Source organism: Amycolatopsis sp. ATCC 39116, from assembly GCF_000231075.2.
GTDB classification, from domain to species: Bacteria; Actinomycetota; Actinomycetes; order Mycobacteriales; family Pseudonocardiaceae; genus Amycolatopsis_E; species Amycolatopsis_E tucumanensis.
Window position 1 is genome coordinate 18,594 of the sequence record NZ_AFWY03000004.1, and the last position, 26,071, is coordinate 44,664.

At 71.2% G+C, this 26,071-nt stretch carries 27 protein-coding genes; 18 read left to right on the top strand and 9 right to left on the bottom strand.

Annotated features, from left to right (window positions below):
- Positions 1-12 precede the first annotated feature (12 nt).
- The 3 genes from AMY39116_RS0306180 to AMY39116_RS0306190 form a co-directional block, all read right to left on the bottom strand.
- On the bottom strand, positions 13-825 hold the full coding sequence (locus AMY39116_RS0306180; RefSeq protein ID WP_020416827.1) for an LLM class flavin-dependent oxidoreductase: 813 nt from the start codon (positions 823-825) through the stop codon (positions 13-15).
- Positions 826-905: 80 nt separating this feature from the next.
- Positions 906-1,592 carry a metal-dependent transcriptional regulator gene (locus AMY39116_RS0306185; RefSeq protein WP_020416828.1) on the bottom strand — a complete coding sequence of 229 codons (687 nt, stop codon included), beginning with the start codon at positions 1,590-1,592 and terminating at the stop codon, positions 906-908.
- Between the two features lie 43 nt (positions 1,593-1,635).
- A complete protein-coding gene (locus AMY39116_RS0306190; protein WP_020416829.1) occupies positions 1,636-2,079 on the bottom strand; it encodes a GNAT family N-acetyltransferase in 444 nt (147 codons plus the stop codon).
- A 103-nt stretch (positions 2,080-2,182) separates the two neighbouring features.
- Between AMY39116_RS0306190 and AMY39116_RS0306195 the strand changes: the two genes are divergently transcribed.
- From AMY39116_RS0306195 to AMY39116_RS0306230, 8 genes are all read left to right on the top strand, one after another.
- Entirely contained in the window at positions 2,183-2,584 is a 402-nt protein-coding gene (locus AMY39116_RS0306195) for a hypothetical protein (RefSeq protein ID WP_020416830.1), read from the top strand.
- Between the two features lie 8 nt (positions 2,585-2,592).
- Complete coding sequence (locus tag AMY39116_RS45240; protein WP_084506021.1) at positions 2,593-3,198, top strand: DUF3558 domain-containing protein; 606 nt, start codon at positions 2,593-2,595, stop codon at positions 3,196-3,198.
- A gap of 196 nt (positions 3,199-3,394) precedes the next feature.
- A complete protein-coding gene (locus tag AMY39116_RS0306205; protein WP_039791281.1) occupies positions 3,395-4,663 on the top strand; it encodes a hypothetical protein in 1,269 nt (422 codons plus the stop codon).
- Positions 4,664-4,667: 4 nt separating this feature from the next.
- Positions 4,668-5,414, top strand: a complete 747-nt coding sequence (locus AMY39116_RS0306210; RefSeq protein WP_020416833.1) for an ESX secretion-associated protein EspG — start codon at positions 4,668-4,670, stop codon at positions 5,412-5,414.
- 900 nt (positions 5,415-6,314) lie between these two features.
- Entirely contained in the window at positions 6,315-7,022 is a 708-nt protein-coding gene (locus tag AMY39116_RS0306215; protein WP_020416834.1) for an enoyl-CoA hydratase/isomerase family protein, read from the top strand.
- Positions 7,019-8,506: an AMP-binding protein gene (locus AMY39116_RS0306220; RefSeq protein WP_020416835.1), complete on the top strand. Its 1,488-nt coding sequence runs from the start codon at positions 7,019-7,021 to the stop codon at positions 8,504-8,506. The genes AMY39116_RS0306215 and AMY39116_RS0306220 overlap by 4 nt, the downstream gene beginning before the upstream one ends.
- Entirely contained in the window at positions 8,497-9,138 is a 642-nt protein-coding gene (locus tag AMY39116_RS0306225; RefSeq protein WP_020416836.1) for a TetR/AcrR family transcriptional regulator, read from the top strand. The genes AMY39116_RS0306220 and AMY39116_RS0306225 overlap by 10 nt, the downstream gene beginning before the upstream one ends.
- 43 nt (positions 9,139-9,181) lie before the next feature.
- A complete protein-coding gene (locus AMY39116_RS0306230; RefSeq protein ID WP_026153533.1) occupies positions 9,182-9,511 on the top strand; it encodes a hypothetical protein in 330 nt (109 codons plus the stop codon).
- 64 nt (positions 9,512-9,575) lie between these two features.
- Here the strand turns inward: AMY39116_RS0306230 and AMY39116_RS0306235 are convergent, their stop codons facing one another.
- On the bottom strand, positions 9,576-10,745 hold the full coding sequence (locus AMY39116_RS0306235) for an acyl-CoA dehydrogenase family protein (protein WP_020416837.1): 1,170 nt from the start codon (positions 10,743-10,745) through the stop codon (positions 9,576-9,578).
- A 33-nt stretch (positions 10,746-10,778) separates the two neighbouring features.
- Positions 10,779-11,624, bottom strand: coding sequence for an alpha/beta fold hydrolase (locus AMY39116_RS0306240; RefSeq protein WP_020416838.1), 846 nt, complete (start codon positions 11,622-11,624; stop codon positions 10,779-10,781).
- Between the two features lie 67 nt (positions 11,625-11,691).
- On the opposite strand from AMY39116_RS0306240, the gene AMY39116_RS0306245 reads away from it, so the two are divergent.
- On the top strand, positions 11,692-12,396 hold the full coding sequence (locus tag AMY39116_RS0306245; RefSeq protein WP_020416839.1) for a 4'-phosphopantetheinyl transferase superfamily protein: 705 nt from the start codon (positions 11,692-11,694) through the stop codon (positions 12,394-12,396).
- On the opposite strand, the gene AMY39116_RS0306250 is transcribed toward AMY39116_RS0306245, so the two are convergent.
- On the bottom strand, positions 12,377-13,504 hold the full coding sequence (locus AMY39116_RS0306250; RefSeq protein WP_020416840.1) for an isochorismate synthase: 1,128 nt from the start codon (positions 13,502-13,504) through the stop codon (positions 12,377-12,379). The genes AMY39116_RS0306245 and AMY39116_RS0306250 overlap by 20 nt on opposite strands.
- Positions 13,505-13,585: 81 nt before the next feature.
- On the bottom strand, positions 13,586-13,897 hold the full coding sequence (gene mihF, locus AMY39116_RS0306255; protein ID WP_026153534.1) for an integration host factor, actinobacterial type: 312 nt from the start codon (positions 13,895-13,897) through the stop codon (positions 13,586-13,588).
- 259 nt (positions 13,898-14,156) lie between these two features.
- Between mihF and AMY39116_RS0306260 the strand changes: the two genes are divergently transcribed.
- The 7 genes from AMY39116_RS0306260 to AMY39116_RS0306290 all read left to right on the top strand — a co-directional run bounded on the left by AMY39116_RS0306260 (position 14,157) and on the right by AMY39116_RS0306290 (position 22,166).
- Positions 14,157-15,779 carry a long-chain fatty acid--CoA ligase gene (locus tag AMY39116_RS0306260; protein ID WP_027935679.1) on the top strand — a complete coding sequence of 541 codons (1,623 nt, stop codon included), beginning with the start codon at positions 14,157-14,159 and terminating at the stop codon, positions 15,777-15,779.
- 64 nt (positions 15,780-15,843) lie between these two features.
- Positions 15,844-17,562: a TIGR03767 family metallophosphoesterase gene (locus tag AMY39116_RS0306265; RefSeq protein ID WP_051123486.1), complete on the top strand. Its 1,719-nt coding sequence runs from the start codon at positions 15,844-15,846 to the stop codon at positions 17,560-17,562.
- A 9-nt stretch (positions 17,563-17,571) separates the two neighbouring features.
- On the top strand, positions 17,572-17,979 hold the full coding sequence (locus tag AMY39116_RS0306270; protein ID WP_020416843.1) for a PaaI family thioesterase: 408 nt from the start codon (positions 17,572-17,574) through the stop codon (positions 17,977-17,979).
- Between the two features lie 39 nt (positions 17,980-18,018).
- Positions 18,019-19,200, top strand: a complete 1,182-nt coding sequence (locus AMY39116_RS0306275; RefSeq protein ID WP_020416844.1) for a C39 family peptidase — start codon at positions 18,019-18,021, stop codon at positions 19,198-19,200.
- Between the two features lie 217 nt (positions 19,201-19,417).
- Positions 19,418-20,071, top strand: a complete 654-nt coding sequence (locus tag AMY39116_RS0306280; protein ID WP_027935681.1) for a TetR/AcrR family transcriptional regulator — start codon at positions 19,418-19,420, stop codon at positions 20,069-20,071.
- Between the two features lie 8 nt (positions 20,072-20,079).
- The gene (locus AMY39116_RS0306285) at positions 20,080-20,982 is read left to right on the top strand and encodes an ABC transporter ATP-binding protein (protein ID WP_027935682.1); all 903 of its coding nucleotides are present in this window, start codon (positions 20,080-20,082) and stop codon (positions 20,980-20,982) included.
- Positions 20,979-22,166 (top strand): ABC transporter permease, encoded by a 1,188-nt coding sequence (locus AMY39116_RS0306290; RefSeq protein ID WP_020416847.1) that lies wholly within the window; start codon positions 20,979-20,981, stop codon positions 22,164-22,166. The genes AMY39116_RS0306285 and AMY39116_RS0306290 overlap by 4 nt, the downstream gene beginning before the upstream one ends.
- Positions 22,167-22,233: 67 nt before the next feature.
- On the opposite strand, the gene AMY39116_RS0306295 is transcribed toward AMY39116_RS0306290, so the two are convergent.
- Positions 22,234-22,941, bottom strand: coding sequence for a TetR/AcrR family transcriptional regulator (locus AMY39116_RS0306295; RefSeq protein WP_039791261.1), 708 nt, complete (start codon positions 22,939-22,941; stop codon positions 22,234-22,236).
- 191 nt (positions 22,942-23,132) lie between these two features.
- On the opposite strand from AMY39116_RS0306295, the gene AMY39116_RS0306300 reads away from it, so the two are divergent.
- Complete coding sequence (locus AMY39116_RS0306300) at positions 23,133-24,239, top strand: FAD-dependent monooxygenase (RefSeq protein ID WP_020416850.1); 1,107 nt, start codon at positions 23,133-23,135, stop codon at positions 24,237-24,239.
- The gene (locus AMY39116_RS0306305; protein ID WP_020416851.1) at positions 24,236-24,661 is read left to right on the top strand and encodes a DUF6640 family protein; all 426 of its coding nucleotides are present in this window, start codon (positions 24,236-24,238) and stop codon (positions 24,659-24,661) included. The genes AMY39116_RS0306300 and AMY39116_RS0306305 overlap by 4 nt, the downstream gene beginning before the upstream one ends.
- Here the strand turns inward: AMY39116_RS0306305 and AMY39116_RS0306310 are convergent.
- Positions 24,654-25,976, bottom strand: a complete 1,323-nt coding sequence (locus AMY39116_RS0306310) for a deoxyribodipyrimidine photo-lyase (RefSeq protein ID WP_027935684.1) — start codon at positions 25,974-25,976, stop codon at positions 24,654-24,656. The two genes, AMY39116_RS0306305 and AMY39116_RS0306310, sit on opposite strands and share 8 nt — an antisense overlap.
- Between the last annotated feature and the right edge of the window lie 95 nt (positions 25,977-26,071).

A 26,071-nucleotide genomic window follows, 5' to 3' on the forward strand; every position in this document is an offset into this window, starting at 1 on the left:
CCCTACGTGGCGTCAGCGGCCCTTGAGCAGCTCCACGATCGGGGCGAAGCGGTCGGCGTAGCCGGAGTTGATGGTGATGTAGGAGATGCCCAGCTCGTCGCGGCGGCGCAGGAGGGTGTCGGCGGCCTGCTGCGCGGTGCCGGGCAGGACGCTGACGGAGCCGTGCGCGACCAGGTCGGCGATCGTGGTGCCGATGTAGCGCTCCAGCCACGGCGCGGGTTCGTCGCCGACGGCGAGCAGGTTCATGGCCAGTTCGACGTCCCGGCCGTGCGCGGCGTCGTGGACGGCGCGGACCAGTTCCCGTGCTTCGGCTTCGGTGGCGCGGGGCTGCCAGGCCATGGTGACGACGTCGGCTTCCCGGCCGGCGAGTGCCAGCATCTTCGGGCCGCCCGCGGCGAGGAGGAGCTTGGGGCGGTTCGCCTGCTCGTTGAGGTGCCGCACGGTTTCGGCGATGTGCGCGACCCGCTCTTTCGGTGTCCCGAACTCGCGGCCGAGCCGGCCGAGCGTGGCCTCGGCGCCCGGGCGGCCGGTGCCGAGGCCGAGTTCGAAGCGGCCGCCGGTGAGCCGGTGCAGGCTTTCCGCCTGCCAGGCCAGCAGCCGCCGGTCGCGGAACCCGTCGACGGCGACGAAAGTGCCGACGTGCAGTTCGGTGGTGACGGCCGCGGCGGCGGACAGGGTGGTGAAGGGGTCCAGACCGCCGAGCGGGTCGGGTGAGAGGAGCGTGTGGAAGCCCTGGATCTCGGTGCGGCGGGCGAGGGCGGTCCAGTCGGCGAGGTGGGTGATCTGCCCGGCGACGAGGCCGAAGCGGAAGGGTTTGTCAGTCATGCGGCCGATGGTGGACCCGTGGGCCTCGTCACCGCGTCCGTTCGTCGTCGGCTCTGCGGCCTACGTCGGGAGGCGCACGGTCAGAAGACGGCGACGCTCAGCGCCTGCGCGATTTCCTTGCCCAGCGCGTGGGTCGCCGCTTCGGCGCCCGAGCCGACCTTGACCACGAGTGAGCCGCCGAACGGTTGGCGTTCCACCACTTCGATCCGCTCGCCGAGGGCGATGGCGTGGTCGGCGAGGTAGCGCAGCATGTCCGGGTCGGTGTCCCACACGCGCACGATCTGGCCGACCGCGCCCGGCTCCATCTCGTCGAGCAGGCGGGTCGGCACCTCCTCGACGCTGCCGTCGGCGGCCGGGATGGGGTCGCCGTGCGGGTCGCGGACCGGGTTGCCGAGCTTGGCCGCGATGCGCTCGATGAGCCGGTCGGAGACCGCGTGTTCGAGCGCGTCGGCCTCGCCGTGCACCTCGTCCCACGTGTAGCCGAGTTCCTGCACCAGGTAGGTCTCGATGAGCCGGTGGCGCCGCAGGACACCCCGCGCGAGGCGGCGGCCTTCGGGGGTCAGCTCGATGCCGCGGTAGGGGACGTGCTCGACGAGGCCCTGCTGGGCGAGTTTGGTGACCATGCCGGACGCCGACGAGGGACTCACCTCGAGGCGGCCGGCCAGGGTCGTGTTGGTGACGGCCTCACCGCGCTCGACCAGGCCGTAGATGACCCGGATGTAGTCCTCGATCGACGAGGAGGACGAGCGGTGCGGACTGTCAGGCATGCTAATAACTCTACGTGCGGCCCCCGGTGGGAGTCAGCCTTGCCTAACTCCCCGGGGACCAGCGGTAGCGGATCCAGCCGGGCACCGGCTGGGCGCCGAGCTGGGCGTAGAAGGCCGCGGCGCGCTCGTTGCCCTCCTGCATGTCCCACTCGACGCGCCCATCGGTGCGCGCCCGCAGCGCGGCGAGCAGTTCGTTGCCCAGCCCGTGGCGGCGGTGCTCCGGGCGGACGTACAGGTCGTCCAGCCAGATGCCGGGGCGCCCCTCCCAGGTGGAGAAGTTCCAGGAGCAGAAGGCCATCCCCGCGACGGTGCCGGAGCCGGGCGGTTCCGCGATGAGGACCCACGCCTTGGGCTCCGGACCGAACAGGTGCTTGGTCATCTCGGCGCGGTCGAGGGTGAGCGTGTCGTTGCCCTCGTAGCGGGCGTGCTCCTCGATGAGCGCGCAGATCTCGTCGACGTCCCTGACCTCGGCTTCTCGTACCGGCATGTGACCCATGCTATGCGGCGATTTCGACCAACCGGAGGCCGTGGGTGATCCGGTCGCGCTAGTCTCTGCTTGAACTGCGTTCCACACGGGGGGTAGGGAACAGATGACCGAGGGCAACGGGCAGGTCTCGCTGGGGCCGACGGTGGGCGCGGGCCTGAGCGCCGTGGGAGGCGCCGGGTACCGCTTCGACCCCGACCAGATCGCCGAGCTGATCCCAAAGTGGGAGGAGCTGCGGGACGGTCTTGATGACGACTACAACAGCCTCAGAGAGGCCCTACGGCTGGCTCAGCCGCCGTCAGCCGATGCGCCGGCGGCGCAGAACGCCGAAGCCACCAAGAACTCGATTCGACTCGCCATCGACCACAATCGTCACATGCGGTCCTATGCGACGACCTGGATCGAGCAATTGAGGAAAGCCAACGGCACTTTCATCGAGCAGGACGACGACACTCGTCGCGGCCTGTACGATACGGGCGACTCGACAAACGGCAGCGGGCTGTACTGATAGGGGAAATGGTGCGCGAGGTCAAGATCAGCGTCACGGCAACCATAGGCGCGGCTCTGCTCGTTCTCACATCGTGTTCGGATTCGGACGGAAGCGGAATCGGGACGAGCTTCAGTCCGACATCGCCAGGTACGTCCACACAACCTTCGTCGACTGCAACAACCGACCAAGCACCCCCTGTGCACACCCCACTCGACGCGACTGCCTTCATCGCCGATCCATGCAGCAGCCTGACCAGCGCCCAAACCGCCGAATTGACGATAAGCAATGAGGGCAGGCACACCAACAACGCGTGCTCATGGAAATTCGGCCCGAATCTGGAGTGGGTAGTCCAAGCCTTTTACACAGTGAACGACAAGGGCTTGCAGAACACCTACGACCAAAACGCCGCCGGCTGGTTCAAGAACGGCTACTTCGAACCGACGTCGGTTTCCGGCTATCCTGCCGTCTACAGCAACGTCACCGATGCACGCCCTGACGGCACGTGCGATTTGGTGGTGGGAATCGATGACCGAACCGTTCTGGACGTTTCGGTCACCGGCAAGCCAGGGGAGGACAACTGCGGCGCTGCCTCCACCGTGGCAGGCAAGATCATCGAGACCATCGGATCATGAGCCGCAGGCAATTCACCCATCTCGGCGAACCTGGCAATACTCGCACGGGCCATGATCGACTCACGCTACCCTTTGGTTGAACTATGTTCTTGACCTGGCCACCTCGTCCGCAGGCACCTGTTGTGATCGAGGCCGTGGATTTTGGGGGAAACGAATGACTGGCGCAGTCCTCGGTTCGACCGCTTCCCTCGGCGGGATGACGGGGCAGCAGATCTACGAGAACTTCCAGCACGCTCCCGGCCCCGTGAACCTCCAGCAGGGCCAGCACCATCTCGGCACGGTCATGAAGAAGTATCAGATTCGAAGTAGGCAGGTCGCGGCGCTGACCGGAACCATGGTGGAGGGCTGGACGGGTGGCGCAGCGGACGCCGCGTCCCAGAGCGTGAGCAAGTTGGCTGCTGCCCATTCCAGTGCTGCTGCCGCGATGAACACAGCTTACGAACTGATCGAGAACCAGTCCCAGGCCTTCTTCGACACCAAGAACAAGGTCGTCCCGGTGCCGGAGGTTCCGCAGATCCCTCCGGGGCTCAAGGAGATCATCGGCGACTCGAACGGCGACCTCAGCCAGATGGTGAAGGTCGCGGCGGCGAACGCGGCCGCCAAGCAGAACGTCGAGGCCATGCAAGCCTGGTCGACCACCTCGGGCGACAACGGCGCGAAGATGCCGACCACCTACGGCACCCTCGACGCCGGCGTCCTCGGTGTCACCCAGGGTGCCCAGCCGGGCGGCAGCGTCGACATCCAGAACAAGCCGACCAGTGACGGGCCGCGCTTCGGGGGCGCTGGGGGTGCCTCCCGAGGCGGCGGTGGCGTCACCGGCGGCACCTCGTCCCTGTCGGGGCCCTACCAGGCCCCCGCAGGTCAGATCCCGGCCGACGGGCGCACCGTCGCCTCCGACGCGGCCTACGCGCCGCCCTCGGCGGGCTCCTACAGCCCTCCTCAGCAGGGCGGGTACGGCGGCGGCAGCAACTACGGCACCCCCGGCGCGTACGGCGTCCCCGGGTACGGGAACGCCGCGGGTTATCGCGGCGCCAACCCCGCGGGTGGGCCGGGCGCTGGAGCGGGCCGGGCCGGCGTCGGCTCCGGACGGGGCTTCGGCGCGGGTGGCGCCGGCCGTGCGGGCGATTTCGGGGCAGGTGGCGCGGGCCGTGGCGGTGGCTTCGGTCCCGGCAGCGGCGGCAACCCCCTCAGCGACGGCAAGCGCTTCGGCGCCGGGAACCCCGCCGCGGCGAGTGAGTCGTTCGGCCGTGGCGGCGCCGGTGCGGCCGGGCGGAGTGGCGCCGCCGGCAGTCCGGGCGCCATGGGCGCCGGCGCGGGCAACCGCGGCAAGGGCGACGACGACGGCGAGCACCAGCGGAAGTACATCGTGGACGAAGATGAGCACTTCCAGCTCACCGCGGAGGGCGAGAAGGCCGTCGACCCCGTCACGGGCATGACCGTCTCCCCGCCGGTACTCGGCCAGTAACGCCATGTGGTTCGCCGAACCGGAACGGTTCCAGGTCGACCTCCTCGCGGCCATGGTCGCCAAGGTCACCGGCGCCGAACTGCACCTCGCGCTCGCACCGCAGGCCGTGTGGCGCCCCGACGACGCCGATCTCGCCTTCAGACGCGCCGCTGACGCCGCCCTCGCGCGCTTCCACGTGCCCACCCGCGACGAGCCGACGTTCGCCGACCTCGCGCGCCTGCTCTCCACCCCCGCCGAGGCGCGGTTCGGGTGGCTGTCGGACACCACGCGGGGCGTCAACATCTCCACCCTGGTTGCCGCCGACCAGCGGTTCGGGGTCGTCGCCGTCCGGGACGGGCAGGAGGTCTCGGTCCGGACCTTCCAGCGCGACCGGCTCAGCAAGGTCCTCGCCGACGTCCTCCCTCAGGACGTGCGCAAGTCCCCGGAGCCGTCGCTGACCGTGCTGCGCAGCGAGGTCCGCGGCGCGCGCCAGGCCGAGCTGAACGGCACCCGGCCCAGCCGGGCGGTGATGCGCGCCGACTACCTGGCCTCGCTGGAGCCGTACTTCATCGCGGAGCTGCACGCCGAGGTCCGCGACCACACCGGACAGCCGCGGCACACGCGCTTCCCGCTCCGGGTCTACGACAACGCCGAAGGCCGGTGGACCGTCCAGGCGAAACCCCACTACGACGACCAGCTCCTCCACTTCGCCCCCGCCACGGCCACCGACGTTGCTGACCGCCTGGACGAGCTGCGCCGCGAGCTGAACTGAGCGACTGGGCCACTCACGCCCGCGCGAGAGGCACACTCGCGCAGGAGCAGGGGGTGGGGCAGGCGGCAGGGGGCCAGGGCAGACCAGGGCCAGGGGGGAGCGCGTGGCGGCGGGAGCGGCCGCGATCGCACGAGTGACACTCTCGTAACGCCACGAGAGGCACAGTCGTGCAGGAGGCAGGGGCAGGCGGCCAGGCCAGGCAGACCAGGGCCAGGGCAGGCAGACCGGGGCTAGGGCCAGGGCAGAGCGTGAGGCGGCAGGAGCGGCCGCGATCGCACGAGCGGCACTCTCGTGACGCCACGAGAGGCACAGTCGTGCAGGGGCCAGGTGGTGGTGCGGGCCGGCCGCTGAACGCCGCTCGAGGGTTCAGGCGCAAGTGCAGCCAAAGAGGGCGAAGCCCGGTGGAAACCAGGCCCGACCGAAGACGGAGGCCCAGGCAGGAGCGGGCCAAGCGCAAGCCCTGCTCGCGGCAGAGCTGAAGCGTGAAGAGGCCCGGTCGGCAGCGAAACAAGCGGGACCACCGTCGGCGGAAGCAGGACCGGGCGAAGGAGCGGGACCACCTGCGGCCGAAGCAGGACCAGGCGGCGGAAGACCCGCCGAACGGCACCACCGAGCACCACCGCCGGGCAGCGCGCACGCCCGCGGACAACGAAGCCAAGCAGCCCCGCCAGCCAAAGCAGCGGAAGACCCGGACAGCAAAGCCATCCCCCCACCAGTAGCCGAGGGACGGAGAGCAAGGCCCTCCCACCACACCCACAGCCGAGGGACGAACAGCACAGCCCTCCCACCACGCCCACAGCGGAGGGACGCATCCCGCATCACCAGTCGCCGAGGCCCGAAGAGCAAAGCCACCCACCGCACCCATAGCCGATCGATCGATCGATCGCCTAAGCTCCTCCCATGACCTCGGTGGACCTCGAGATCGACGAAGGCGTCGCGCACATCTGGCTCAACCGGCCGGACCGCCTGAACGCCGTCGCGCCCGAACTTGTCGACGACCTGCTCACCGCGCTGGACCGGACGACCGGCACCAAAGCCGTCGTGCTCGGCGGGCGGGGGCGGGCCTTCTGCGCGGGCCACGACCTGAAGGAAAACCCCCAGGGCGACTCCCGTACACGCATCGAGCGCCTTCAGGAAGTCACCCGCCGGCTGCGCACCATCCCGCAGCCGGTCATCGCCGCCGTGCATGGGTACGCCATCGGCGCCGGGGCGGAGTTCGCGCTCGGCTGTGACCTCGTGCTCGCCGCCGAGGACGCCGTCTTCGCGTTCCCCGAGGCGAGCCTCGGCCTCAGCGTCACCGGCGCCGCGTCCCGCCTCCTGCCCCTCATCGTCGGGCCCCTCAAGGCGAAAGAGCTCCTCCTCCTCGGCGAGCGCGTCGACGCCCGCACCGCCCACGAGCTCGGCCTCGTCAACGCCGTCGTGCCGGACGTGCACGAGACGGCGCGCGACTGGGCCCGCCGCATCCCCGCCCACCCGGCCACCACCCTCGCCAAGCGCGCCCTCGACGCGGGCATCGACAGCGCCCTCGAACAGGCCCTCGAACTCGAGGTCAGCCACGCCCTGATCACCGAGCACCTGCCCGGCAACGCACTCGGCAGCCGCGCATGATCCCCGACGACCTGGTCGCCCTCACGAAACGCGCCGCGCGGAACTGGCCGGACAAAACCGCGTGGCTCTTCGACGAGACGGGCACCCGCTTCACCTTCGCCGACATCGACCGCGAAACCGACCGCCTCGCCGGCAGCCTCGCCGCGCTCGGCGTCAACCCCGGCGACCGCGTCGCCGTCATGCTCCGCAACGAGCCCGCCTTCCCCCTGCTCTGGCTCGCCCTCGCCAAACGCGGCGCCGTCCTCGTCCCCGTCAACACCAACTACCGCGAACTCGACGGCGCCCACGTCATCCGCCACTCCGGCGCCCGCCTCGCCATCGCCGCGCCGGAGTTCACCGACCTGCTCACCCGCATCGGCATCACCACCCGCACCCCGGACGACCTGCCCGCCGGCACGCCGCCCGAACACCACCCGGCCGCCGAGGCGCCCACCAACATCCAGTACACCTCCGGCACCACCGGCGCCCCCAAGGGCTGCGTCCTGCCGCACCGCTACTGGACCACCCTCGCCCGCAGCCTCGTCGACGACTTCCCCCACCTCACCGACGACGACACGATCCTCACCGCCCAGCCGTTCCACTACATTGATCCACAGTGGAACGTCGCGGCCGGCCTCGCCGCGGGCGCGACGCTCGTCGTGCTCGACCGCTTCCACCCCAGCACCTTCTGGGCGAAGGTCCGCGAACACGGCGTCACCTGGTTCTACTGCCTCGGCCTGATGCCGACGCTCCTGCTGCGCCAGCCGGAGCACCCGGACGACAAGAACCACCGCGTCCGCTCGGTCATGGCCTCGGCCATCCCCCGCGACCGGCACGCCGAACTCGAAGCCAGGTGGGGCGTGCCCTGGTACGAGGCGTTCGGCATGACCGAAACGGGCGGCGACATCCGCGACCGCCCCGAGGACCACCGGCCGGGCAGCGGCAGCATCGGCCGCCCCATCCGGGAGCGCGAGGTGGTGATCGCCGACGACGACGGCAAGCCGGTGCCCCGCGGCCGGACCGGGGAGCTGCTCATCCGCGGCGTCGGCCTCATGCACGGCTACCACGACGACCCCGAGGCGACCGCCCGCGCCTTCCGCGGCGGCTGGTTCCACACCGGCGACCTGGCCACAATGGACGCCGAGGGCCGGGTCCACTACGTGGGCCGCACGAAGGACATGATCCGCCGCAGCGGCGAGAACATCTCGGCCGACGAGGTCGAGCGCGCGCTCCTGCTGCACCCCGCCGTCGCGCTGGCGGCCGTCATCGCGGTGCCCGACGACCTGCGCGGGGAAGAAGTCAAAGCCTTCATCGTGCCTGCGAAGGACACCACCCCGGACGAGCTGGCCGAACACTGCGCGTCCCAGCTGGCCTACTTCAAGGTCCCGCGCTACTGGTCGCTCACCGCGGACCTGCCGCGCACCCCGTCGGAACGCATCGCGAAGGGCAAGCTCGCCGCCCTCGACACCCCGACCTACGACCGGGTGGCGGGCACATGGCTCTGACCACCGAGCAGCGCGTCCGCCGCGCCGCGGTCAAGCTGTTCGCCGCCAAGGGGTTCCACGGCACCGGCATCCGCGACCTGGCCCAGGCCGCCAAGATCTCCAGCGCGAGCCTCTACCACTACATGGGCACCAAGGAGGACCTGCTCGTCGACATCATGCGGGAGTGCCTCGACCGGCTCCTGCTGGCCGCGCGCCGGGCCCTGGACACCGTCGACGACCCGGCCGACGCGCTGTCCGCCCTGGTCACGCTGCACGTCATGGCCCACGCCGCCCAGCCGGACGAGACCCGCGTGGTGGACAACGAGGTCAGCGCCCTGTCCCGGGCCCCGCGGCGGCGGATCGTGGCGCTGCGGGACCAGTACGAGGCCATCTGGGCGGACACCATCGACAAGGGTGTCTCGGCGGGCGTGTTCGACGCCCCCGAACCGGCCGTGACCAGGCTCGCCCTGCTGGAGATGTGCACCGGCGTCGCCCGCTGGTACTCACCACGGGGTCCACTGCCGCTGGACCGCCTCGCCGCCCGATATGCCCAGCTCGCGCTGCGCATGCTGGGAAGCCCGGCGCTCCTCGGCGGCGACGGCGCCGAACGGGCACGCGAGGTCGCCGCTGAGGTGTGGCGCATACGGCCCTAGCTGGGGTCTTGCCGACTCGGCCGGGCTGAGGGACCCTCGAAGGGTGACTGAGCGAACGATCCAACTGGAATTGGATGAGCAGGGTCTCGCACTGGGCCTCCCTGCACCGTCCCACCCTCAGGATCATGTACACGATGTGCCCTACCGCCCCGTCCAGTTCCGTGACGACGACCTGCCCACCGCGCTCGAGCGCTGTGCGCACTGGCTCAGGTCGGCACAGGAGTGGCTGGGCGAGCCGGTGGATGTGGTCTCCATCCACCTCGACTACGACGACCGCGAAGGCGCGCCGTACTACGACCTGAAGCTCCTCTGCAACGAGGAGGACCTGGCCGGGGCGCCGCGCGCACTGCGGGACGCCGCCAACGAATCCTGAGTCAGTTGTCAGATCCCTCGGGGCCGCCTCCGGAACTTTCCGGGGGCGGCCCTGAGGGTTGTTCTCAACCCAGCGCGCCGCCGACCTTGACGTGCCCCTTCAACAGGTTCCGGGCGATGGTGCGGCGCTGGATCTCGTCCGTGCCCTCGTAGATGCGCAGCAGGCGCAGCTCGCGGTACCACCGCTCGATCGGCAGCTCCCGCGTGTAACCCATGCCACCGTGGATCTGCAGCACGCGGTCGACGATCTCGTTGGCCTTGATGCCGCCGTACAGCTTCGCGATCGACTGCGCGTGGCGGGAGTCCATTCCGGAATCGACCTGCCAGGCCGCGTGCAGCACCAGCCAGCGCAGCGCTTCCAGCTCCACACCGGAGTCCGCGATCATCCACTGGATGGCCTGCCGGGTCGCGATCGGCGCCCCGAACGTCTCACGCGTGTTGGCGTGCTCGATCGCCATCGAAATCAGCCGCTCGCAGGACCCGATCGCGCGAGCCGGCAGCAGGTAGCGGCCGCGGCCGATCCACTGCATCGCCAGCGCGAAGCCCTGGCCCTCCTCGCCGAGGATCTGGCTCTCCGGGACGCGCACGTTGTCGAACACCAGCGACGCCGGGCCCCACTCGCCCATGGTGTCGATCGGCTCGGACTTCCAGCCCATGTCGCGGTCGACGAGGAAGCAGGTGACGCCGCCGCCCGCCCCCTTCTCCGGGTCGGTCACGGCGAACACCATCACGAAGTCGGCCTCGTTGCCGCCGGTGATGAACGTCTTCTCGCCGTTGATGATCCAGTCCGCGCCGTCCTTGCGAGCCGAGGTGCGGATGTTCTTCGCGTCGGAGCCGGCGCCCGGCTCGGTGATCGCGAAGCACGACTTGCGCTCGCCGGAGATCGTCGGGAGCAGGTAGCGCTCCTTCTGCTCCTCGTTGGCGTGGAACAGGATGTTGTCCGCCGCGCCGCCGAAGCGGAAGGGCACGAAGGTGCGGCCGAGTTCGGCCTCCAGCAGCGCGGTCATCACGGCCGACAGGCCCATGCCGCCGTACTCCTCCGGGGTCTGCACGCCCCAGAAGCCGGACTCCTTCGCCTTGAGCTGCAGCGCGGTCAGCTCGTCCGAGGTGAGGCCGGGTTCGCCGCGGCGTTCGCGGCGCAGCACCTCCTGTTCGAGCGGCATCAGCTCACGCTGCACGAACGTGCGCACCCAGTCGCGCACTTCCCGCTCTTCGGTGCTCAAGCTGAAGTCCATCGTCGGCCCTCCTACTAAGCGCTTGCTTACCTGTCAGGCTAGCGCACGCGGCTCGTTCCCGGAATGGCGTTCGGCGAGGAACCCACGCAGCGCGGCCGTGACCCGGTCCGGCCGTTCGACCGGCGGGAGGTGACCGGTGTCCGGCAGGTCGAGCCGCCGAGCTCCGGCGATACCCGCGCTGAGCAGGCCGGACACCTCCTGGATCTCCGGCACGTCGAGGAGGCCGTTGACCACCAGCGTGGGCGCCACCACCTCGGCCAGCCGGCCGGCCGGGCCCGGTTCCAAATGGCGTTCGGTCCGCTGCGGCCCGCTCCAGGTCCGCTGGAAGACGCCGCGGAGCATGTCGAGGACGAGTTCGGACGGTTCCGGCACCAGGAACCGCGCCTGGGCCAGCGCCATCGCCTCGACGTCGGCCGGGTCGGGCGCCCGGGTCCGCGCCGCGTAGGCGCGCAGCCGCTCGGCCGGCACCGCGCTGTGCACCTCGCGCGCGGCGCGGGCGCGCATCGACTCCGGCCACTCACGGCCGGACAGCCCCGAGCAGATCAGCACCAGCCCGCTGACCCGGTCGGGCGCCGCGAGCGCGGCCTCCAGCGCGTACGACCCACCCATCGAGCAGCCGACCAGGGCCGCCCGGCCGACGCCGAGCGCGTCCATCAGCCCGAGGAGGTCCTCGTAGTGGCAGTGGTCGCCGACGGCGTCGCTGGAGTCGCCGAAGCCGCGCTGGTCGTAGCGGATCACCCGGTGGGTGTCGGCGAGCCCGTCGAACTGGGCGGCCCACATGCGCCGGTCGGCCGCTCCGGCGTGCACAAAGACCACCGGCGAGCCCGCGCCGGCCTCGTCGTAGGCCAGGTCTGCCCCGTTGACGTGAACCAGGTTCATGACGGCCAACGTAGGAGGATCATCCGCTGTTCGCGCCCGTGTTCGCGCACCGCGTAGGTTTGGGGGCGTGATCGAGTGTGCGGTGTGGTGGGCGGTGCCGCTGCCGAACGAGCCCGGGTACCTCGACCTGCTGGACGACGTGGAGCGCGGACGGCACGCCGGCTACCGCAAGGAGATCGACCAGCGGCGGTTCCTCACCGGGCGGGTGCTGGCCAAGACGGTCGCCGCCGAGCTGCTCGGTCGCGCGCCCCACGAGGTGTCCTTCGACGCGACCTGCGACGACTGCGGCAAGCCCCACGGCAGGCCGCGGGTGCCAGGCGCCGGGTTCGACCTGTCCATCTCGCACTCCGGCGAGCGGATCGGGGTGGCCGTGACCAGCGGCGTTCCGGTGGGCCTGGACGTCGAGACGGCCACCCGCCGCGCCGAGGACTCGCTGATCGCCTACGCGCTGAACGAGACGGAGGTCGCCGCGCTGGACGGCCTGACCGGCGCCGAGCGGGTGGCCGCGTTCTTCCGGTACTGGACCGGCAAGGAGGCGCTGATGAAGGCCACCGGGCGCGGGCTGCGGATCCCGCTGCAGAGCATCACGCTGGCCGGTCCGGACGAACCGCCCCGGCTGCTCTCCTCGACCGACCCGGCATTGGACCCGGCGCGCGCCCGGCTGGCCGACCTGGACCCGGGCGAGGGCTACCGGGCGGCGATCGCCGTGCTGAGCGACGACGAGTTGAAGGTCACCGAGCGCTGGTGGAGCCCTACAGCTCCAACCCCATAGCGCGCAGCAGCGTCTGGAACTTCGCGGACGTCTCGTCCAGCTCGGCCTTCGGGTCGGACGCGGGCACGATGCCCCCGCCGGCGTACAGCCGCAGCCGCGACGAGGACACCTCGGCGCAGCGGATCGACACCGCCCACTCGCCGTCGCCGTTGGCGTCCATCCAACCGACGGTTCCGGCGTAGTACCCGCGGTCGAACGGCTCCAGCTCGCCGACCAGCTGCCGCGCGTCCTCGGTGGGCGAGCCGCAGATGGCGGGCGTCGGGTGCAGCGCGCCGGCCAGGTGCAGCGCCGTCACGTCCGGGTCGGTCAGCTCGCCCGTCACCATGGTGCTCAGGTGCCACATCGTGGGCGTCGACACGAGCGACGGGGTCCGCGGCACGTGCAGGTCGCGGCAGAACGGCCGCAGCGTCTCGACGATCGCCTCGGTCAGGACCGCGTGCTCGACGTGGTCCTTGCGCGAGGCCGCCAGCCGTTCGGCGTTCTCCCGGTCGGTGGCCGGGTCGGCCGAGCGCGGCGCGGACCCGGCGTGCGGGTGCGACACGACGCGCCGGCCGCTGCGGGACAGCAGCAGCTCCGGCGTCGCGCCGATGAGGGACCGCCCGCCGGGCAGGGCCGCGGCGAACGTGTAGCCGTGCGGGTTGTCCTTGACCAGGTTGTGCAGCACGGCCTTGACCGGCACCTCGCCGGAGAACTCCAGGTCGAGGGCGCGCGCGAGCACGACCTTGCGCATACCGCGATCGGACAGGGCCCGGACGGCGCGGGCGACCGCCTCCGCGTGGTCGACCGGTTCGGGCACGGCCCGGACGACGTCCGGACCGTCGACGGTCATCCGCGGCAGGTCAGCGGCCGCGGGGTGCGCCGGGGCGGCCACCTGGACCGCCTCGGGCACGACGAGGTGCCCGGGCGTCGCGGTGGTGTCGAAGGGCAGGACACCGACCGCGAGCGACCCCGGGGTCCCGGCCAGAGCGGCCGGGACCGCGTCACCGAGTGCCGGCACATCGGTGCCGGTGAAGGTCAGCCGGGAGCCGGACCCGAAGATCGTGTGCCGTGAGGTGGCGAAGTAGAAGTCGCCTGGCGTGTACTCCTCGAGCGTCTCCCTGGCATCCACACCCCCATTGTGCTCCCGCTCAGGCAGCGGCGAGCGGAAGTGTCACGGGCGCAACACTTCGCCGCCGACCTGCGGAAACGGTTACTTGAGGGCGTCGATCAGCGCCGCGCGCTGGCGCTCGCCGAGTCCGCCGGCCCGCCGGTCCGGGTCGATCCCGGCCTTCTCCAGCAGCGCGGCGACCTTGACGGCGCCGAGCCCGGGAACCGCCTTCAGCAGCTGGGTGACCTTGGTCTTGCCGATCGTCTTGTCGTCCTTGGCCTTCGACAGCACCGTGTCGATCGACTGCTGACCGGACTTGATCGACGCGAGCAGCTCGGAGCGAGCCTTCCGGGCCTCGGCCGCCTTGGCCAGGGCCTCCGCACGCTGCTCCGGGGTCAACGTGGGCAGAGCCAACGTAGTAGTCCTTCCGTGTGTCGGATATCCGCTCTCGCGGCGACGGCTGGCACCCAGCGAGGTGCTTGCTCGTGCAAGCGCTGGCCAGGCCGTCTGGTCCACGCGCCCAGTAAACGCCACCTGGGCTGATGCCGCGACACCGACACGCGAGGAAACCCCCGGTCGGGGCGGGGGCGATCAGTCCTGGCAACAGGCGGTGTCTTCCACTTAGAGTGACCGCAACACGTTCAACGCCGAACTTCACCGCGCGGGAGTGCCCATGCTGAGCACGATGCAGGACGGACAGCTTTCCCTTGCCAACCTGCTGCAACACGGAAGCCGGGTGCATGCCACCAGTCAGGTGACGACCTGGACCGACCAGGGGCCCCGCCGCGAGTCGTACGCGGATCTGGGTCGTAACGCTGCGCGACTGGCGAATGCGCTCCGTAGTCTGGGTGTAACCGGCGATCAGCGGGTCGGCACGTTCATGTGGAACAACGCCGAGCACCTGGCGGCCTACTTCGCGATCCCCGCGATGGGCGCCGTGCTGCACACCCTCAACATCCGGCTGTTCCCCGAGCAGCTGACCTTCGTCGCGAACCACGCCGAGGACCACGTCGTGATCGTGGACGGCTCGCTCGTCCCGCTGCTGGCCAAGCAGCTGCCGGAGCTGAAGACCGTCCGGCACGTGATCGTGGCCAACGGCGACCCGGCGACGCTGCAGGCCCCGGACGGCGTCGAGGTGCACTCCTACGACGCACTGCTGGCCGCACAGCCGGACACCTTCGACTGGCCGGAGATCGACGAGCGCTCCGCGGCCGCGATGTGCTACACGTCGGGCACGACCGGTGACCCGAAGGGCGTCGTCTACTCGCACCGCTCGATCTGGCTGCACTCGATGCAGGTCTGCATGACCGACAGCATGCAGCTCTCGCCCGCCGACAACGCGCTGGTCATCGTGCCGATGTTCCACGCGATGTCGTGGGGCCTGCCGTACGCGGCGTTCATGGTCGGCGCCTCGCTGGTCATGCCGGACCGGTTCCTGCAGCCGGGTCCGCTCGCGCAGATCCTCGCCTCGGAGAAGCCGACGTTCGCCGGCGCGGTCCCGACGATCTGGCAGGGCCTGCTGCAGCAGCTGGAGGCCCAGCCGCAGGACATCTCGCACCTGCGTGAGGTGGTCGTCGGCGGGTCGGCGTGCCCGCCCGCGCTGATGCACACCTTCGAGGAGCGCTACGGCGTGCCGATCCTGCACGCGTGGGGCATGACCGAGACGTCCCCGCTGGGCAGCGTGGCCCGGCCGCCCGCGGGCGCGACCGGCGAGGAGGCCTGGAAGTACCGGTACACGCAGGGCCGCTTCCCCGCGTCGGTGCGCGCGCGGCTCATCGACGACAACGGCAACGAGCAGCCGTGGGACAACGAGAGCGTGGGCGAGCTGGAGGTCGCCGGGCCGTGGATCGCCGGCGCCTACCACGGCGGCGCGGACCCGGAGAAGTTCCACGACGGCTGGCTGCGCACCGGTGACGTGGGCAAGATCAGCCCGGACGGCTACCTGACCCTGACCGACCGCGCGAAGGACGTCATCAAGTCCGGCGGCGAGTGGATCTCCTCGGTCGACCTGGAGAACACGGTGATGAGCCACCCGGCGGTCGCCGAGGCCGCGGTGGTCGGCGTGCCGGACGAGAAGTGGGACGAGCGGCCGCTGGTCGCGGTCGTGGTCCGGGAGGGCCAGAGCGTGACCGCCGAGGAGCTGCGTGAGTTCCTGGCCGACAAGGTCGCGAAGTGGCAGCTGCCGGAGCACTGGACGTTCATCGACGAGGTGCCCAAGACCAGCGTCGGCAAGTTCGACAAGAAGCGGCTGCGGGCCTTCCACTCGCAGGGCAAGCTGGACGTGACGCACTTCTGACGTTCACCGGGAGGCCACCCGCGTCTGCTTCGATGCGGGTGGCCTTCGCACATCTGGGGGATGCATGGGAATCAGCAGGCGGCACGTGCTGGCGGCGACCGGTGCGGCCGGGCTCGGGCTCGTCGTCGGCGCGCCGTCGGCGCAGGCGATCGACCGGGCGCTGCGGGAAAGCAGCCGGCGCGCGGTCGGCACGGCCGGCACCACGCTGGAGAGCGTGGCTACCCCGCTGGACGGCGCCGCGGCGTACACGCGACTGACCGGCGGGCCGGGCTGGCCGCTGGTGGTGCGCGAGGACCTGGCGGCGGGCAAGGCGGGCCGGGACGATCGGCGCACGGCGCTCACCGCGTTCGTCCAGTTCACCGACCTGCACATCACCGACTCCGAATCGCCGGCGCGGTTCGAGTACCTGCACCCGCTGATCGGGTCCGCCCACCGTCCACAGGAGACACTGGGCTCGGTGGCCACGGCCGCGCTCGTGGAGCGGGTGAACAGCCTGCGGCAGGGGCCGTTCACCGGGCGGCCGCTGGACTTCGTGATGACCACTGGCGACAACACGGACAACCACGAGCACCTCGAACTCGGCTGGTTCCTGGGCGTGCTGGGCGGCGGCGAGGTCACCCCGAACTCCGGCGACCCGGGCGCCTACGAGGGCGTGCAGGCCTCCGGCGACCCGCTGTACTGGAACCCGGACCGCCGCCTGGACGGCGACTGGTCGGCGTTCCCGGTGCTGCCCGGCATCCTGACCGCAGGCACGCGCACGTTCACGTCGGCGGGACTCGACGTGCCCTGGTACTGCACGTTCGGCAACCACGACGACAGCATCGTCGGCAGCCTGCCCGACCTGCCGGGGATGGCGCACTGGTACACCGGCCGCTACAAGGTGATCGGCAAGGACTCCGGGACCGCGGAGAAGCTGGCGCGGGCCATCCGGACACCGGGCGCGAGCGTGCCGGTCACCGAGCTGTTCGGCGGCAGCGGCACGATCCGCGAGATCACGCCGGACGAGCGGCGACGGCCGTTCACCACCGCCGAGTTCGTGCAGGCGCACCTCGACCCCGCCAACACCGGGTCCGGCCCGGAAGGCCACGGCTTCACCGGCGGCAACGCCGACGGCGTGGACGTCTACTACACGTTCCGCATCGCCCCGGGCATCACCGGCATCAGCCTGGACACCACCACGCTCGCCGGGTTCGCGGACGGTTCGATCGGGCTCGGGCAGTACCTGTGGGTCGAGCAGACGCTCAAGCGCGGCAGCTCGGTCCACTACGACTTCTGGGGCAACCGCGTCACCCGGCCGGTCACCGACGAGCTGTTCATCCTGTTCAGCCACCACACCTCGGACACGATGGGCAACGTCCTGCCCGACGCCCGCCACCCGCTGGAGCCGCGCCTGACCGGGGACGCGTTCGTCGCGCTCCTGCACCGGTTCCCGAACGTGCTCGCGTGGGTCAACGGGCACACGCACGAAAACCGCATCACGCCGCGGCCGGGCGCGACCCCCGGGCAGGGGTTCTGGGAGATCAACACCGCGTCCCACGTCGACTTCCCGCAGCACGCGCGGGTGATCGAGGTGGCGGACAACGCCGACGGCACGTTGTCGCTGTTCACCACCCTGATCGAGGCGCAGGCGCCGTACTCGGCCGACTACGGCGACACCTCGCCGTCCGCGCTGGCGTCGCTGTACCGGGAGCTGTCGTTCAACGACCTGCACGCCGACCCGGCCCGCACCGGCGCGGCGGCCGACCACAACACGGAGTTGTTGCTGGTCCACCCCTTGCGGTAGGAACGGATCATGACTCAGCTCGACGAGGCCGGGACGGCGTTGTTCCACCAGTCGATGCCGTTCTCCGAGCGGCTCGGCATCGAGGTCCTGGAGCACTCGAAGGACGTCGTGCGGGCGCGGCTCGCCTGGGACGCCACCCTCTGCACGATCGGCGGCGTGCTGCACGGCGGCGCCCTGATGGCGCTGGCCGACTCGACCGGCGCGGTGTGCGCGTTCCTCAACCTGCCCGAAGGCGCGCAGGGCACCTCGACCATCGAGTCGAAGACGAACTTCCTGCGCGGGGTGCGCGAGGGGCACGTGACCGCGACCGCCCGCCCGCTGCACGCGGGCCGCAAGGTGATCGTGGTGGAGACCGAGCTGCACGACGACGCGGGCAAGCTGGTCGCGAAGGTGACGCAGTCGCAATCAGTCCTTTGACTGGTTTACACCACCGGCGGCGGCGGGGAGAATTCCCGGATGACCCGCGCCCTGCTCGCCGTGCTGGCCGCCGCCATGATGGCGACGGTGACCGTGCAACCCGCGTCCGCCGCCCCCGGCCGGGCCGACGAGGCCGTCGACTACCACGAGTGGACGCCGGCAGGCCCGTTCGCGCCTGCCGGCACCGAGTCGTACGAGGGCCGGGACTACGAGCGGGCACAGTGGACCTCGCCGTTCCACGCGCCCGGGTTCGACGCGACCGAGCTGATCGCGTCGTGGAACGCGCAGACGCCGCCGGGCACCTGGATCCAGGTCGAGGCGCAGGCGCGCACCGCGACGGGCGCGGAGACCGCGTGGTACGTGATGGGCCGGTGGGCCGCGGGCGACGGTGACATCAAGCGGACGAGCGTGGACGGCCAGGACGACGCGCACGCGCAGGTCTCGGTCGACACGCTCGTGATGAAGCCCGGCGTGCTGCTGCGCTCGTACCGGCTGCGGGTCTCGCTCTACCGCGCGCCGGGCACGCGCGCCACGGCCACGGTGAGCGCGGTCGGCGCGATGACGTCCAACGTGCCGGACCGGTTCGAGGTGCCGGTTTCCCGGCCGGGCAAGGCCTCCGGCATCGAGCTGCCGGTCCCCGCGTACGCGCAGAACATCCACAAGGGACACTTCCCGGAGTACGGCGGCGGCGGGGAGAGCTGGTGCAGCCCGACCTCCACCGAGATGGTCGTCGAGTACTGGGGCAGGCGGCCGCGCGAGGAGGACATGACCTGGATCCCGGCCGACTACCCGGACCGGACGGTCGACTACGCGGCCCGGCACACCTACGACCACTCCTACGAGGGCACCGGCAACTGGCCGTTCAACACCGCGTACGCGGCAACCTTCGGCCTGCGCGGGCACGTCACGCGCCTGCACTCGCTGACCGAGCTGGAGGACTACATCGCCCGGGGCATCCCGGTGATCACGTCCCAGTCGTTCCGGGCCGACGAACTGGACGGCGCGGGTTACGGCACCGCGGGGCACATCATGGTCGTCGTCGGGTTCACGGCGGACGGCGACGTCATCGCCAACGACCCGGCCGCGAACAGCAACGCGAACGTGCGCACGATCTACCCGCGGGCCCAGTTCGAGAACATCTGGCAGCGCACCAAGCGGCACACCGAGGACGGCTCCGTCGCGAGCGGCCCCGGCGGCGTCGTCTACCTGATCACCCCGTGACGGCGCGAACGGGGACATCGAGGTCAGAGCGCTTACTGGTAACTGGTGAACCCGTTCGGGTCACGGCGGTGACCTCGTCCGCGATCGTCTAATATCGCCCGCCTACAAAAGGCACCGCGCCTCACACCGGATTTCCCGATACCCTCGGTACCGGTGGGGGCGACGAACCACGAGGCATGGTGGTCAACAATGGCGGCAACGGGCTGCAGTGCGACAGATGGACGATGAGAGTCGCGCTGTGATCGGCGAGGCCCGGCCCTCCAGCGCGCTCGCGAACGCCCGCGGACGTCCCACGGCGGCACGCGTGTCCGACGACGTCCTGCTCGACGCGGCGCGCCGGTGCGTCCTCGCCTCCGGGCTGCGGCGCACCACGCTGGCCGAGATCGCGCGCACGGCGAAGGTCAGCCGCATGACGCTCTACCGGCGGTTCCCGGACGTGCGCAGCGTGCTGTCCGCGCTGATGACCCGCGAGTTCGGCGCGCTGCTGCACCAGGCGACGGTGAGCGGGGCCGACGCCCCGACCGCCCGCGCGCGCCTGGTGCGCAGTTCGGTGACCGCGGTGCGGCTGCTCAACGCAGATCCGCTCATGCGCACGGTCCTCGACGTCGACACCGCGCTGGTGGTGCCCTACGTCCTGGAACGGCTCGGCGGCACCCAGCGGCTCGGCGAGAAGTTCATCGTCGCGCTGCTGGAGGCCGGGCACCGGGACGGCTCGATCCGGCGCGCGGCCACGGCCGTGCAGGCGCGGTCGGTCCTGCTCGTGGTGCAGTCGTTCGTGCTGTCGCTGCGGCCGGCCACCGCGGACGTCGCGGCCGAGGCGCTGCTCGGCGAACTGGCCCACCACCTCAACGCGGCCCTGCGGCCGCTGTGACCCCAGGGATGCCCGCACCGGCACTGAAAATTGGCCGGTTGTCCAAACGCTACGGATCGGTGGTTGCCCTCGACGGGATCTCCTTCGAGGTCGCACCGGGTGAGCTGTTCGGGTTCGTCGGCAGCAACGGCGCCGGCAAGACCACGACGATGCGCATCGTGCTGGGCGTGCTCGCGGCGGACAGCGGCGCGGTGCGGTTCGGCGGGGAGCCGGTCACGCACGCCACCCGGACGCGCATCGGGTACATGCCGGAGGAACGGGGCCTGTACCCGAAGATGCGGGTGCTCGACCAGCTCGTGTACCTCGCCGAGCTGCACGGGCTGGACGACACGCGGGCGCACCAGGCGGCGGAGGGCTGGATCGAGCGGCTCGGGCTGCGTGAGCGGCGCCGGGACGAGGTGCAGAAGCTCAGCCTCGGCAACCAGCAGCGAGTGCAGCTGGCGGCCGCGCTCGTGCACGACCCGGCGGTGCTGGTGCTGGACGAGCCGTTCTCCGGGCTGGACCCGATCGCGGTCGACGTGATGAGCGAGGTGCTGCGCGAGAAGGCGGCGACCGGGGTGCCGGTGGTGTTCTCCAGTCACCAGCTGGATCTGGTCGAGCGGCTGTGCGACCGCGTCGGGATCATCCAAAAGGGACGGATGGTGGCGTGCGGGACGGTGGCGGAGCTGACTTCCGCGGCGCTGCTGGTCGTGTCCGCGCCGGACGCGCCGTGCGGCTGGGCCGGGCAGCTGCCCGGGGTGCGGGTGGTGGCCGACGAGCCGGGGCGGACCGTGCTGGAGCTGGATCCCGGGGTGGACGACCAGCGGGTGCTGGCGGCCGCGCTCGCGACGGGCGTGGTGCGAGAATTCCGGTGGCGGCGGCCGAGCCTGGCCGAGCTGTTCCGGAACGTGGTCACGGGGAGCGGGGAATGACGGTCTCACCCATCAAGGGTGTCGTCCTGGTCGCGCGGCGGGAGCTGAACACCCGCCTGCGCACGCGGTCGTTCGTGGTCGGGACCTTGGTGATCCTGCTGGTGATCGGCGGGTACCTGCTGCTGCAGGCGACGCTGATCAAGGGCGCGGACACGTCGAAGGTCGGGCTGACCGGGCAGGCCACGGCCGTCGCGGAGCAGCTGCGGGAGGCGGCCGAGGCGGCAGGCGCGCACGTCGAGACGGTGCCGGTGGCGAACCCGGAGCAGGGCGAGCAACAGGTGCGCGACGGCGACCTGGACGCGCTGGTGTCCGGCAGCGCGGCCGATCTGCGCGTGGTGGTGAAGGCGGAGCTGGACCAGCAGCTGCGGGCGTTGCTGAACGGGATCGCGCAGCAGCAGGTGCTGAACGCGAAGCTGCTGGAGGCCGACCTCGATCCGGCGCAGGTGATGCGCGAGGTGGGGCAGGCGCAGGTCCGGCTGACCGAGCTGGAGCCCCGCGACGCCGACAGCGGCCAGCGGCTCGCGATCGGGCTGGTGATCGTGTTCCTGATGTTCTTCGGCATCCAGGCCTACGGCGGCATGGTCGCGCAGGGCGTGGTCGAGGAGAAGGCCAGCCGGGTCGTGGAGATCCTGCTGTCGACGTTGCGGCCGTGGCAGCTGATGCTGGGCAAGGTGATCGGGCTCGGGCTGGTCGGCCTGGTGCAGCTGCTGATCCTGGCGGTGGCCGGGCTCGCGATGGCCGTCGGGAGCGGTGCCGTGACGCTGGGCGGGGTCGCGATCGGCACGGTCGCCTGGGGGCTGCTGTGGTACCTGCTGGGCTTCTTCCTGTACGCGACGGTCTACGCCGCGGCCGGCTCGCTGGTGTCGCGGCAGGAGGACACCGCGTCCGTGGTGACGCCCGTGAGCATGACGCTGATGGTCGGGTTCGTGGCCGGGTTCAACGTGCTGATCCAGGACCCGGATTCCACGGGCGCCCAGGTGCTGTCGCTGATCCCGGTGTTTTCGCCGATCCTGATGCCGGGCCGGATCGCCGCCGGGGTGGCCGCGTCGTGGGAGGTGGCGGCGGCGCTGGCGCTGACCGTCGTGTTCGGCGCGCTGCTGACCTGGGTGAGCGGCCGGGTGTACCGCAACGCGGTGCTGCACACCGGCAGCCGCGTGCGGTTGCGCACGGCGCTGCGGATGTAGGTTCTGTTTCATGAGCGGCGGAGCCGCTTGCGGTGGGCCGTCAGGCAGGTCACGTCCAAAACACACCCTAGGCGCCGAACTCCAAATTGAGGATCCCGGCGAGGTCGCGCAGGCAGTCCTCGAACACCGGCTCCAGGTCGGAGTAGGCGAAGTCGAGCTGGTGCAGCACTTCCATGCACAGCAGGCCGTACAGCCGGATCCAGCAGGACAGGAAGACGTGCGCGGCCGCGGGCGGCAGCTGTCCGTCGATGGCGGCGGAGTAGGCGGTCAGCTGCTCGCGCAGTGACGCGGGCAGCTCGGCCAGGTCTGGCACCGGGAACGGCCGGGTCCGCCACTGCTCGGCCACCAGGTCCAGCAGCACCTGCTCGAACCGCTGCCCGGCCTGGTGGCGCGGCGACTCCCGGTCGGACGGCGGGATCGGGCTGGCGAAGATCCACCCAAACTCGGCCGGGTGCGCGATCGCCCAGGCCCGCATGGCCCGGCAGGCCGCGAGGATCCGCTCGCCGGCCGGGGCGTCCGCGCGGGCGTCCCTGGCCTCCTCCATGGCCGTGGTCAGCTCACGGAAGAAGTCGGCGGTCACCGCACTGACCAGCTCCTCGTGACCGGCGTAGTAGTGGTACAGCGCCGGGCCGCTCATGCCCACCTTCCGGGCGACCGCGTTGATCGTCACCGCGGACGACCCCTGCTCGACCAGCAGCGCGCGTGCCGCCGCGTGGATCTCCGCCAGCGTGGACCGGCGCAGCTTCTCCCGCCTACTGCTCGTGCCTGCGGGCATCGTCACCCCTCTCGTCACTCCGTTGACATCCTAGAGCATCTATGTTTACTTAATGTCTCTAAGCCAACTTAGAAGCAATAAGGAGAACCGATGAACTGGTGGTGGGCGGCGGTCGCGTTCGTGCTGCTGACGACGGCCGTGTGGTGGCGCAGGTCCAGGACCGTGCACCTGCGGCGGGCGGAGTCCGGGCGGTGAAGGCGACCATCGTGGGCGGCGGCATCGGCGGGCTGGCCGCGGCCGTCGCCTTCCACCGGCGCGGCTGGCAGGTCGAGGTGCTGGAACGGGCGCCCGAGTTCTCGGAGATCGGCGCGGGACTGTCGATCCAGCCCAACGGTCTCCGCGCGCTGGACGAGATCGGGCTCGGCGACGCGGTGCGCGCCGGCGGACTGGCGGACCCGCCCGCTGGCATCCGCCGCGCGGACGGGAACTGGCTGGTCCGCAACGACGTCGGCGACCTGCGGCGCCGGTTCGGGCCGTGGGTGGTCGTGCACCGCGCCGCGCTGGTCGACCTGCTCGTCGCGGCCCTGCCGGCCGACGCACTGCGGCCCGGCGCCGAGGTGCACACCGTGCGCGCCGACGGCTCAGTCGTCCACAGTGGAGGAACCTCGACCGCGGATGTGGTGGTGGGCGCAGATGGCGTGCGCAGCGTGACGCGGCTGTCGCTCTGGCCGGACCACCCCGGGCCGCGCTACGTCGGGTACACCACCTGGCGGTTCCTCGCCCCGCCGCACCCGGTGGACGGGAGCGTGGAGATCTGGGGCCGCGGCGAGCGGTTCGGGCACGTGCCGATGCCCGACGGCCGCGTCTACTGCTACCTGATGGCGAACGCCGAGGCCGGCTCCCGCACCGGCCTGGCCGCGCTGCGCGACCGGTTCGCGCACTGGCACGCGCCGGTTCCCGCGCTGCTGGACTCGGTTTCGGCCGACGCAGTCCTGCAGCACGACACGCACGAGCTGCCGGAACTGCCCACGTTCGTCCGCGGCCGGGTCGCGCTCCTCGGCGACGCCGCGCACGCCATGACCCCCAACCTCGGGCAGGGCGCGTGCCAGGCGCTCGAAGACGCGGTCACCCTCGCGACCACAGTGGACAGTCGGGGCGTCGGCGCGGGACTGGCCGAGTACGACCGGATCCGGCGGCCGCGCACGCGGATGATCGTGCGCCGTTCCCGGCAAGCCGGCGCGCCCGCGCACTGGGCGGCTCCGCTGGCGGCGGTGCGTGACGTGGCTCTGCCGCGGCTGCCGGCGGCGCTCTTCGGGCGCTCCATCACGCCCGCCTACGTCTGGGAGCCGGCCCGATGACCCTCCCCCGCGTCCTGATCGCCGTGGTCGGTGTGGTCACCACGGTCAGCGCCGTGCTCGCCGACCTGGTCATCCCCGGCTTGGCGGCGCAACACGCGTTCAACCCGGCCTGGCCGCCGCACGCCAAGTTCCACGACGCCCAGTACCTGGTCATGACGGTGCTGCTCGGCGTCATCGGCTTGGTGCTCGCGCGCCGGAACACGCGCGGCGGGTTGTGGTGCGCCGCCGCCGTCCTGGCCACGCCCTGGCTCGGCATGGTCGGCGCGCTCGCCTTCCCCGGCACCGCCACGCACGACCCGGAGTTCGCCGACCGGACGCTGTTCGTGCTCGGGATGCACGGGCAGGTCTTCCTGGCGATCGTCCTGCTCCTGGTCTTACTCGCCGCGACCGTCCTCGCGGCACGCGCCGAGCCGGCTAGGTGATGGCGTTGAAGCGGTCCAGCGCGACCTTGCGTTCCTGCGCGTGGTCGACCATCGGGGCCGGGTAGTCCTTCGGCGGGCGCGGCAGCTTCCACGGCTGGTGCACGGCCTTGCCGGGGATCTCACGCAGCTCCGGGACGTACTTGCGCACGTAGGCGCCGTCCGGGTCGAACTTCTCGCCCTGGGTGGTGGGGTTGAAGACGCGGAAGAACGGCGCCGGATCGGTGCCGGTGCCCGCGACCCACTGCCAGTTCAGCTGGTTGGACGCCAGGTCGCCGTCCACGAGGTGGTTCATGAAGTGCCGGGCGCCCAGCCACCACGGCTGGTGCAGGTCCTTGACCAGGAAGCTCGCGACGATCATCCGGACGCGGTTGTGCATCCAGCCCTCGGCGAGCAGCTGCCGCATCCCGGCGTCGACGATCGGGTACCCGGTGCGTCCGTCGCGCCAGCGGTCGAAGGACTCCTGGTCGGTGTCGTACGCCAGTTTGTCGAAGCGCTTGTCGTAGTTCTCGCGCGCGGTTTCCGGGCGGTGGTGGAGCACGTCGGCGTAGAACTCGCGCCAGGCCAGCTCGCTGCGCAGCGATTCGACGTCCTTGCCGTGCCGCGTGTCGAGGTCGGCCAAGAGGGTGCGCGGGTGGATGCAGCCCCAGCGCAGGTACGGCGAGAGGCGCGTGGTGGCCGGCCGGTCCGGGCGGTCGCGGTCGGTCGCGTAGCCGTCCAAGCCGCCGTCGAGGAACTTCTCCCACACCTCGTGCGCGGCGGCTTCACCCGGTCGCGGCAGGGTCATCGAGCCGAGGTCGGGTTTCTCGGGGAGGCGGAAGGGTTTCTCCGGTTCGATCCAGTCCACTGTGGAGCCAGGGGCGGGGGCACGCCGGCCGTGCCGGCGCCAGGCGCGGTAGAACGCGCTGAAGACCCGGTAGGGCTCGCCGTCGGGTTTCGTGATGCGCCCCGGGGTGACCGCATAGGGCGAACCGCACTCCACCCACTCGATCTCCCCCAGCGCGTCGGCCACCGCCCGGTCACGGCGGCTCCCGTACGGCGCCGTGTCGGTGCTGACGTGCACGCTTTCCGCACCGATCGACCGCGCCACCCGGGGCACCTCGCGCACCGGATCGCCGCGCACCACCATCAACCGCCCGTCCAGGCTCTCCGCCAGCGCCTCCAGGCACCCGTACAGGAACGCCTGCCGTGGCTTGCCCGCCGGTTTCAACAACGCGTCGTCGAGCACGTACAGCGCGAGCACCCGTGAGGCGCGTTCGCTCGCGCTCACCAGCGCGGGCAGATCGGCGAGCCGCAAATCGCGCCGAAACCATAACAAGGCGGTACTCACGGCCTCCGACTCTAGGCGATCCGGGGTAATCCGGCTCAGCGACTACTCGATCGGGAACGCCGGTGACCCTGCGTACGTCTAGA

Excerpts from the sequence above, each read along its gene's own strand:
- AMY39116_RS0306180 (WP_020416827.1), bottom strand. The coding sequence starts at position 825 with ATGACTGACAAACCCTTCCGCTTCGGCCTCGTCGCCGGGCAGATCACC.
- AMY39116_RS0306185 (WP_020416828.1), bottom strand. The coding sequence starts at position 1,592 with ATGCCTGACAGTCCGCACCGCTCGTCCTCCTCGTCGATCGAGGACTAC.
- AMY39116_RS0306190 (WP_020416829.1), bottom strand. The coding sequence starts at position 2,079 with ATGCCGGTACGAGAAGCCGAGGTCAGGGACGTCGACGAGATCTGCGCG.
- AMY39116_RS0306195 (WP_020416830.1), top strand. The coding sequence starts at position 2,183 with ATGACCGAGGGCAACGGGCAGGTCTCGCTGGGGCCGACGGTGGGCGCG.
- AMY39116_RS45240 (WP_084506021.1), top strand. The coding sequence starts at position 2,593 with ATGGTGCGCGAGGTCAAGATCAGCGTCACGGCAACCATAGGCGCGGCT.
- AMY39116_RS0306205 (WP_039791281.1), top strand. The coding sequence starts at position 3,395 with ATGACGGGGCAGCAGATCTACGAGAACTTCCAGCACGCTCCCGGCCCC.
- AMY39116_RS0306210 (WP_020416833.1), top strand. The coding sequence starts at position 4,668 with ATGTGGTTCGCCGAACCGGAACGGTTCCAGGTCGACCTCCTCGCGGCC.
- AMY39116_RS0306215 (WP_020416834.1), top strand. The coding sequence starts at position 6,315 with ATGACCTCGGTGGACCTCGAGATCGACGAAGGCGTCGCGCACATCTGG.
- AMY39116_RS0306220 (WP_020416835.1), top strand. The coding sequence starts at position 7,019 with ATGATCCCCGACGACCTGGTCGCCCTCACGAAACGCGCCGCGCGGAAC.
- AMY39116_RS0306225 (WP_020416836.1), top strand. The coding sequence starts at position 8,497 with ATGGCTCTGACCACCGAGCAGCGCGTCCGCCGCGCCGCGGTCAAGCTG.
- AMY39116_RS0306235 (WP_020416837.1), bottom strand. The coding sequence starts at position 10,745 with ATGGACTTCAGCTTGAGCACCGAAGAGCGGGAAGTGCGCGACTGGGTG.
- AMY39116_RS0306240 (WP_020416838.1), bottom strand. The coding sequence starts at position 11,624 with ATGAACCTGGTTCACGTCAACGGGGCAGACCTGGCCTACGACGAGGCC.
- AMY39116_RS0306260 (WP_027935679.1), top strand. The coding sequence starts at position 14,157 with ATGCTGAGCACGATGCAGGACGGACAGCTTTCCCTTGCCAACCTGCTG.
- AMY39116_RS0306265 (WP_051123486.1), top strand. The coding sequence starts at position 15,844 with ATGGGAATCAGCAGGCGGCACGTGCTGGCGGCGACCGGTGCGGCCGGG.
- AMY39116_RS0306270 (WP_020416843.1), top strand. The coding sequence starts at position 17,572 with ATGACTCAGCTCGACGAGGCCGGGACGGCGTTGTTCCACCAGTCGATG.
- AMY39116_RS0306275 (WP_020416844.1), top strand. The coding sequence starts at position 18,019 with ATGACCCGCGCCCTGCTCGCCGTGCTGGCCGCCGCCATGATGGCGACG.
- AMY39116_RS0306280 (WP_027935681.1), top strand. The coding sequence starts at position 19,418 with ATGGACGATGAGAGTCGCGCTGTGATCGGCGAGGCCCGGCCCTCCAGC.
- AMY39116_RS0306285 (WP_027935682.1), top strand. The coding sequence starts at position 20,080 with ATGCCCGCACCGGCACTGAAAATTGGCCGGTTGTCCAAACGCTACGGA.
- AMY39116_RS0306290 (WP_020416847.1), top strand. The coding sequence starts at position 20,979 with ATGACGGTCTCACCCATCAAGGGTGTCGTCCTGGTCGCGCGGCGGGAG.
- AMY39116_RS0306295 (WP_039791261.1), bottom strand. The coding sequence starts at position 22,941 with ATGCCCGCAGGCACGAGCAGTAGGCGGGAGAAGCTGCGCCGGTCCACG.
- AMY39116_RS0306305 (WP_020416851.1), top strand. The coding sequence starts at position 24,236 with ATGACCCTCCCCCGCGTCCTGATCGCCGTGGTCGGTGTGGTCACCACG.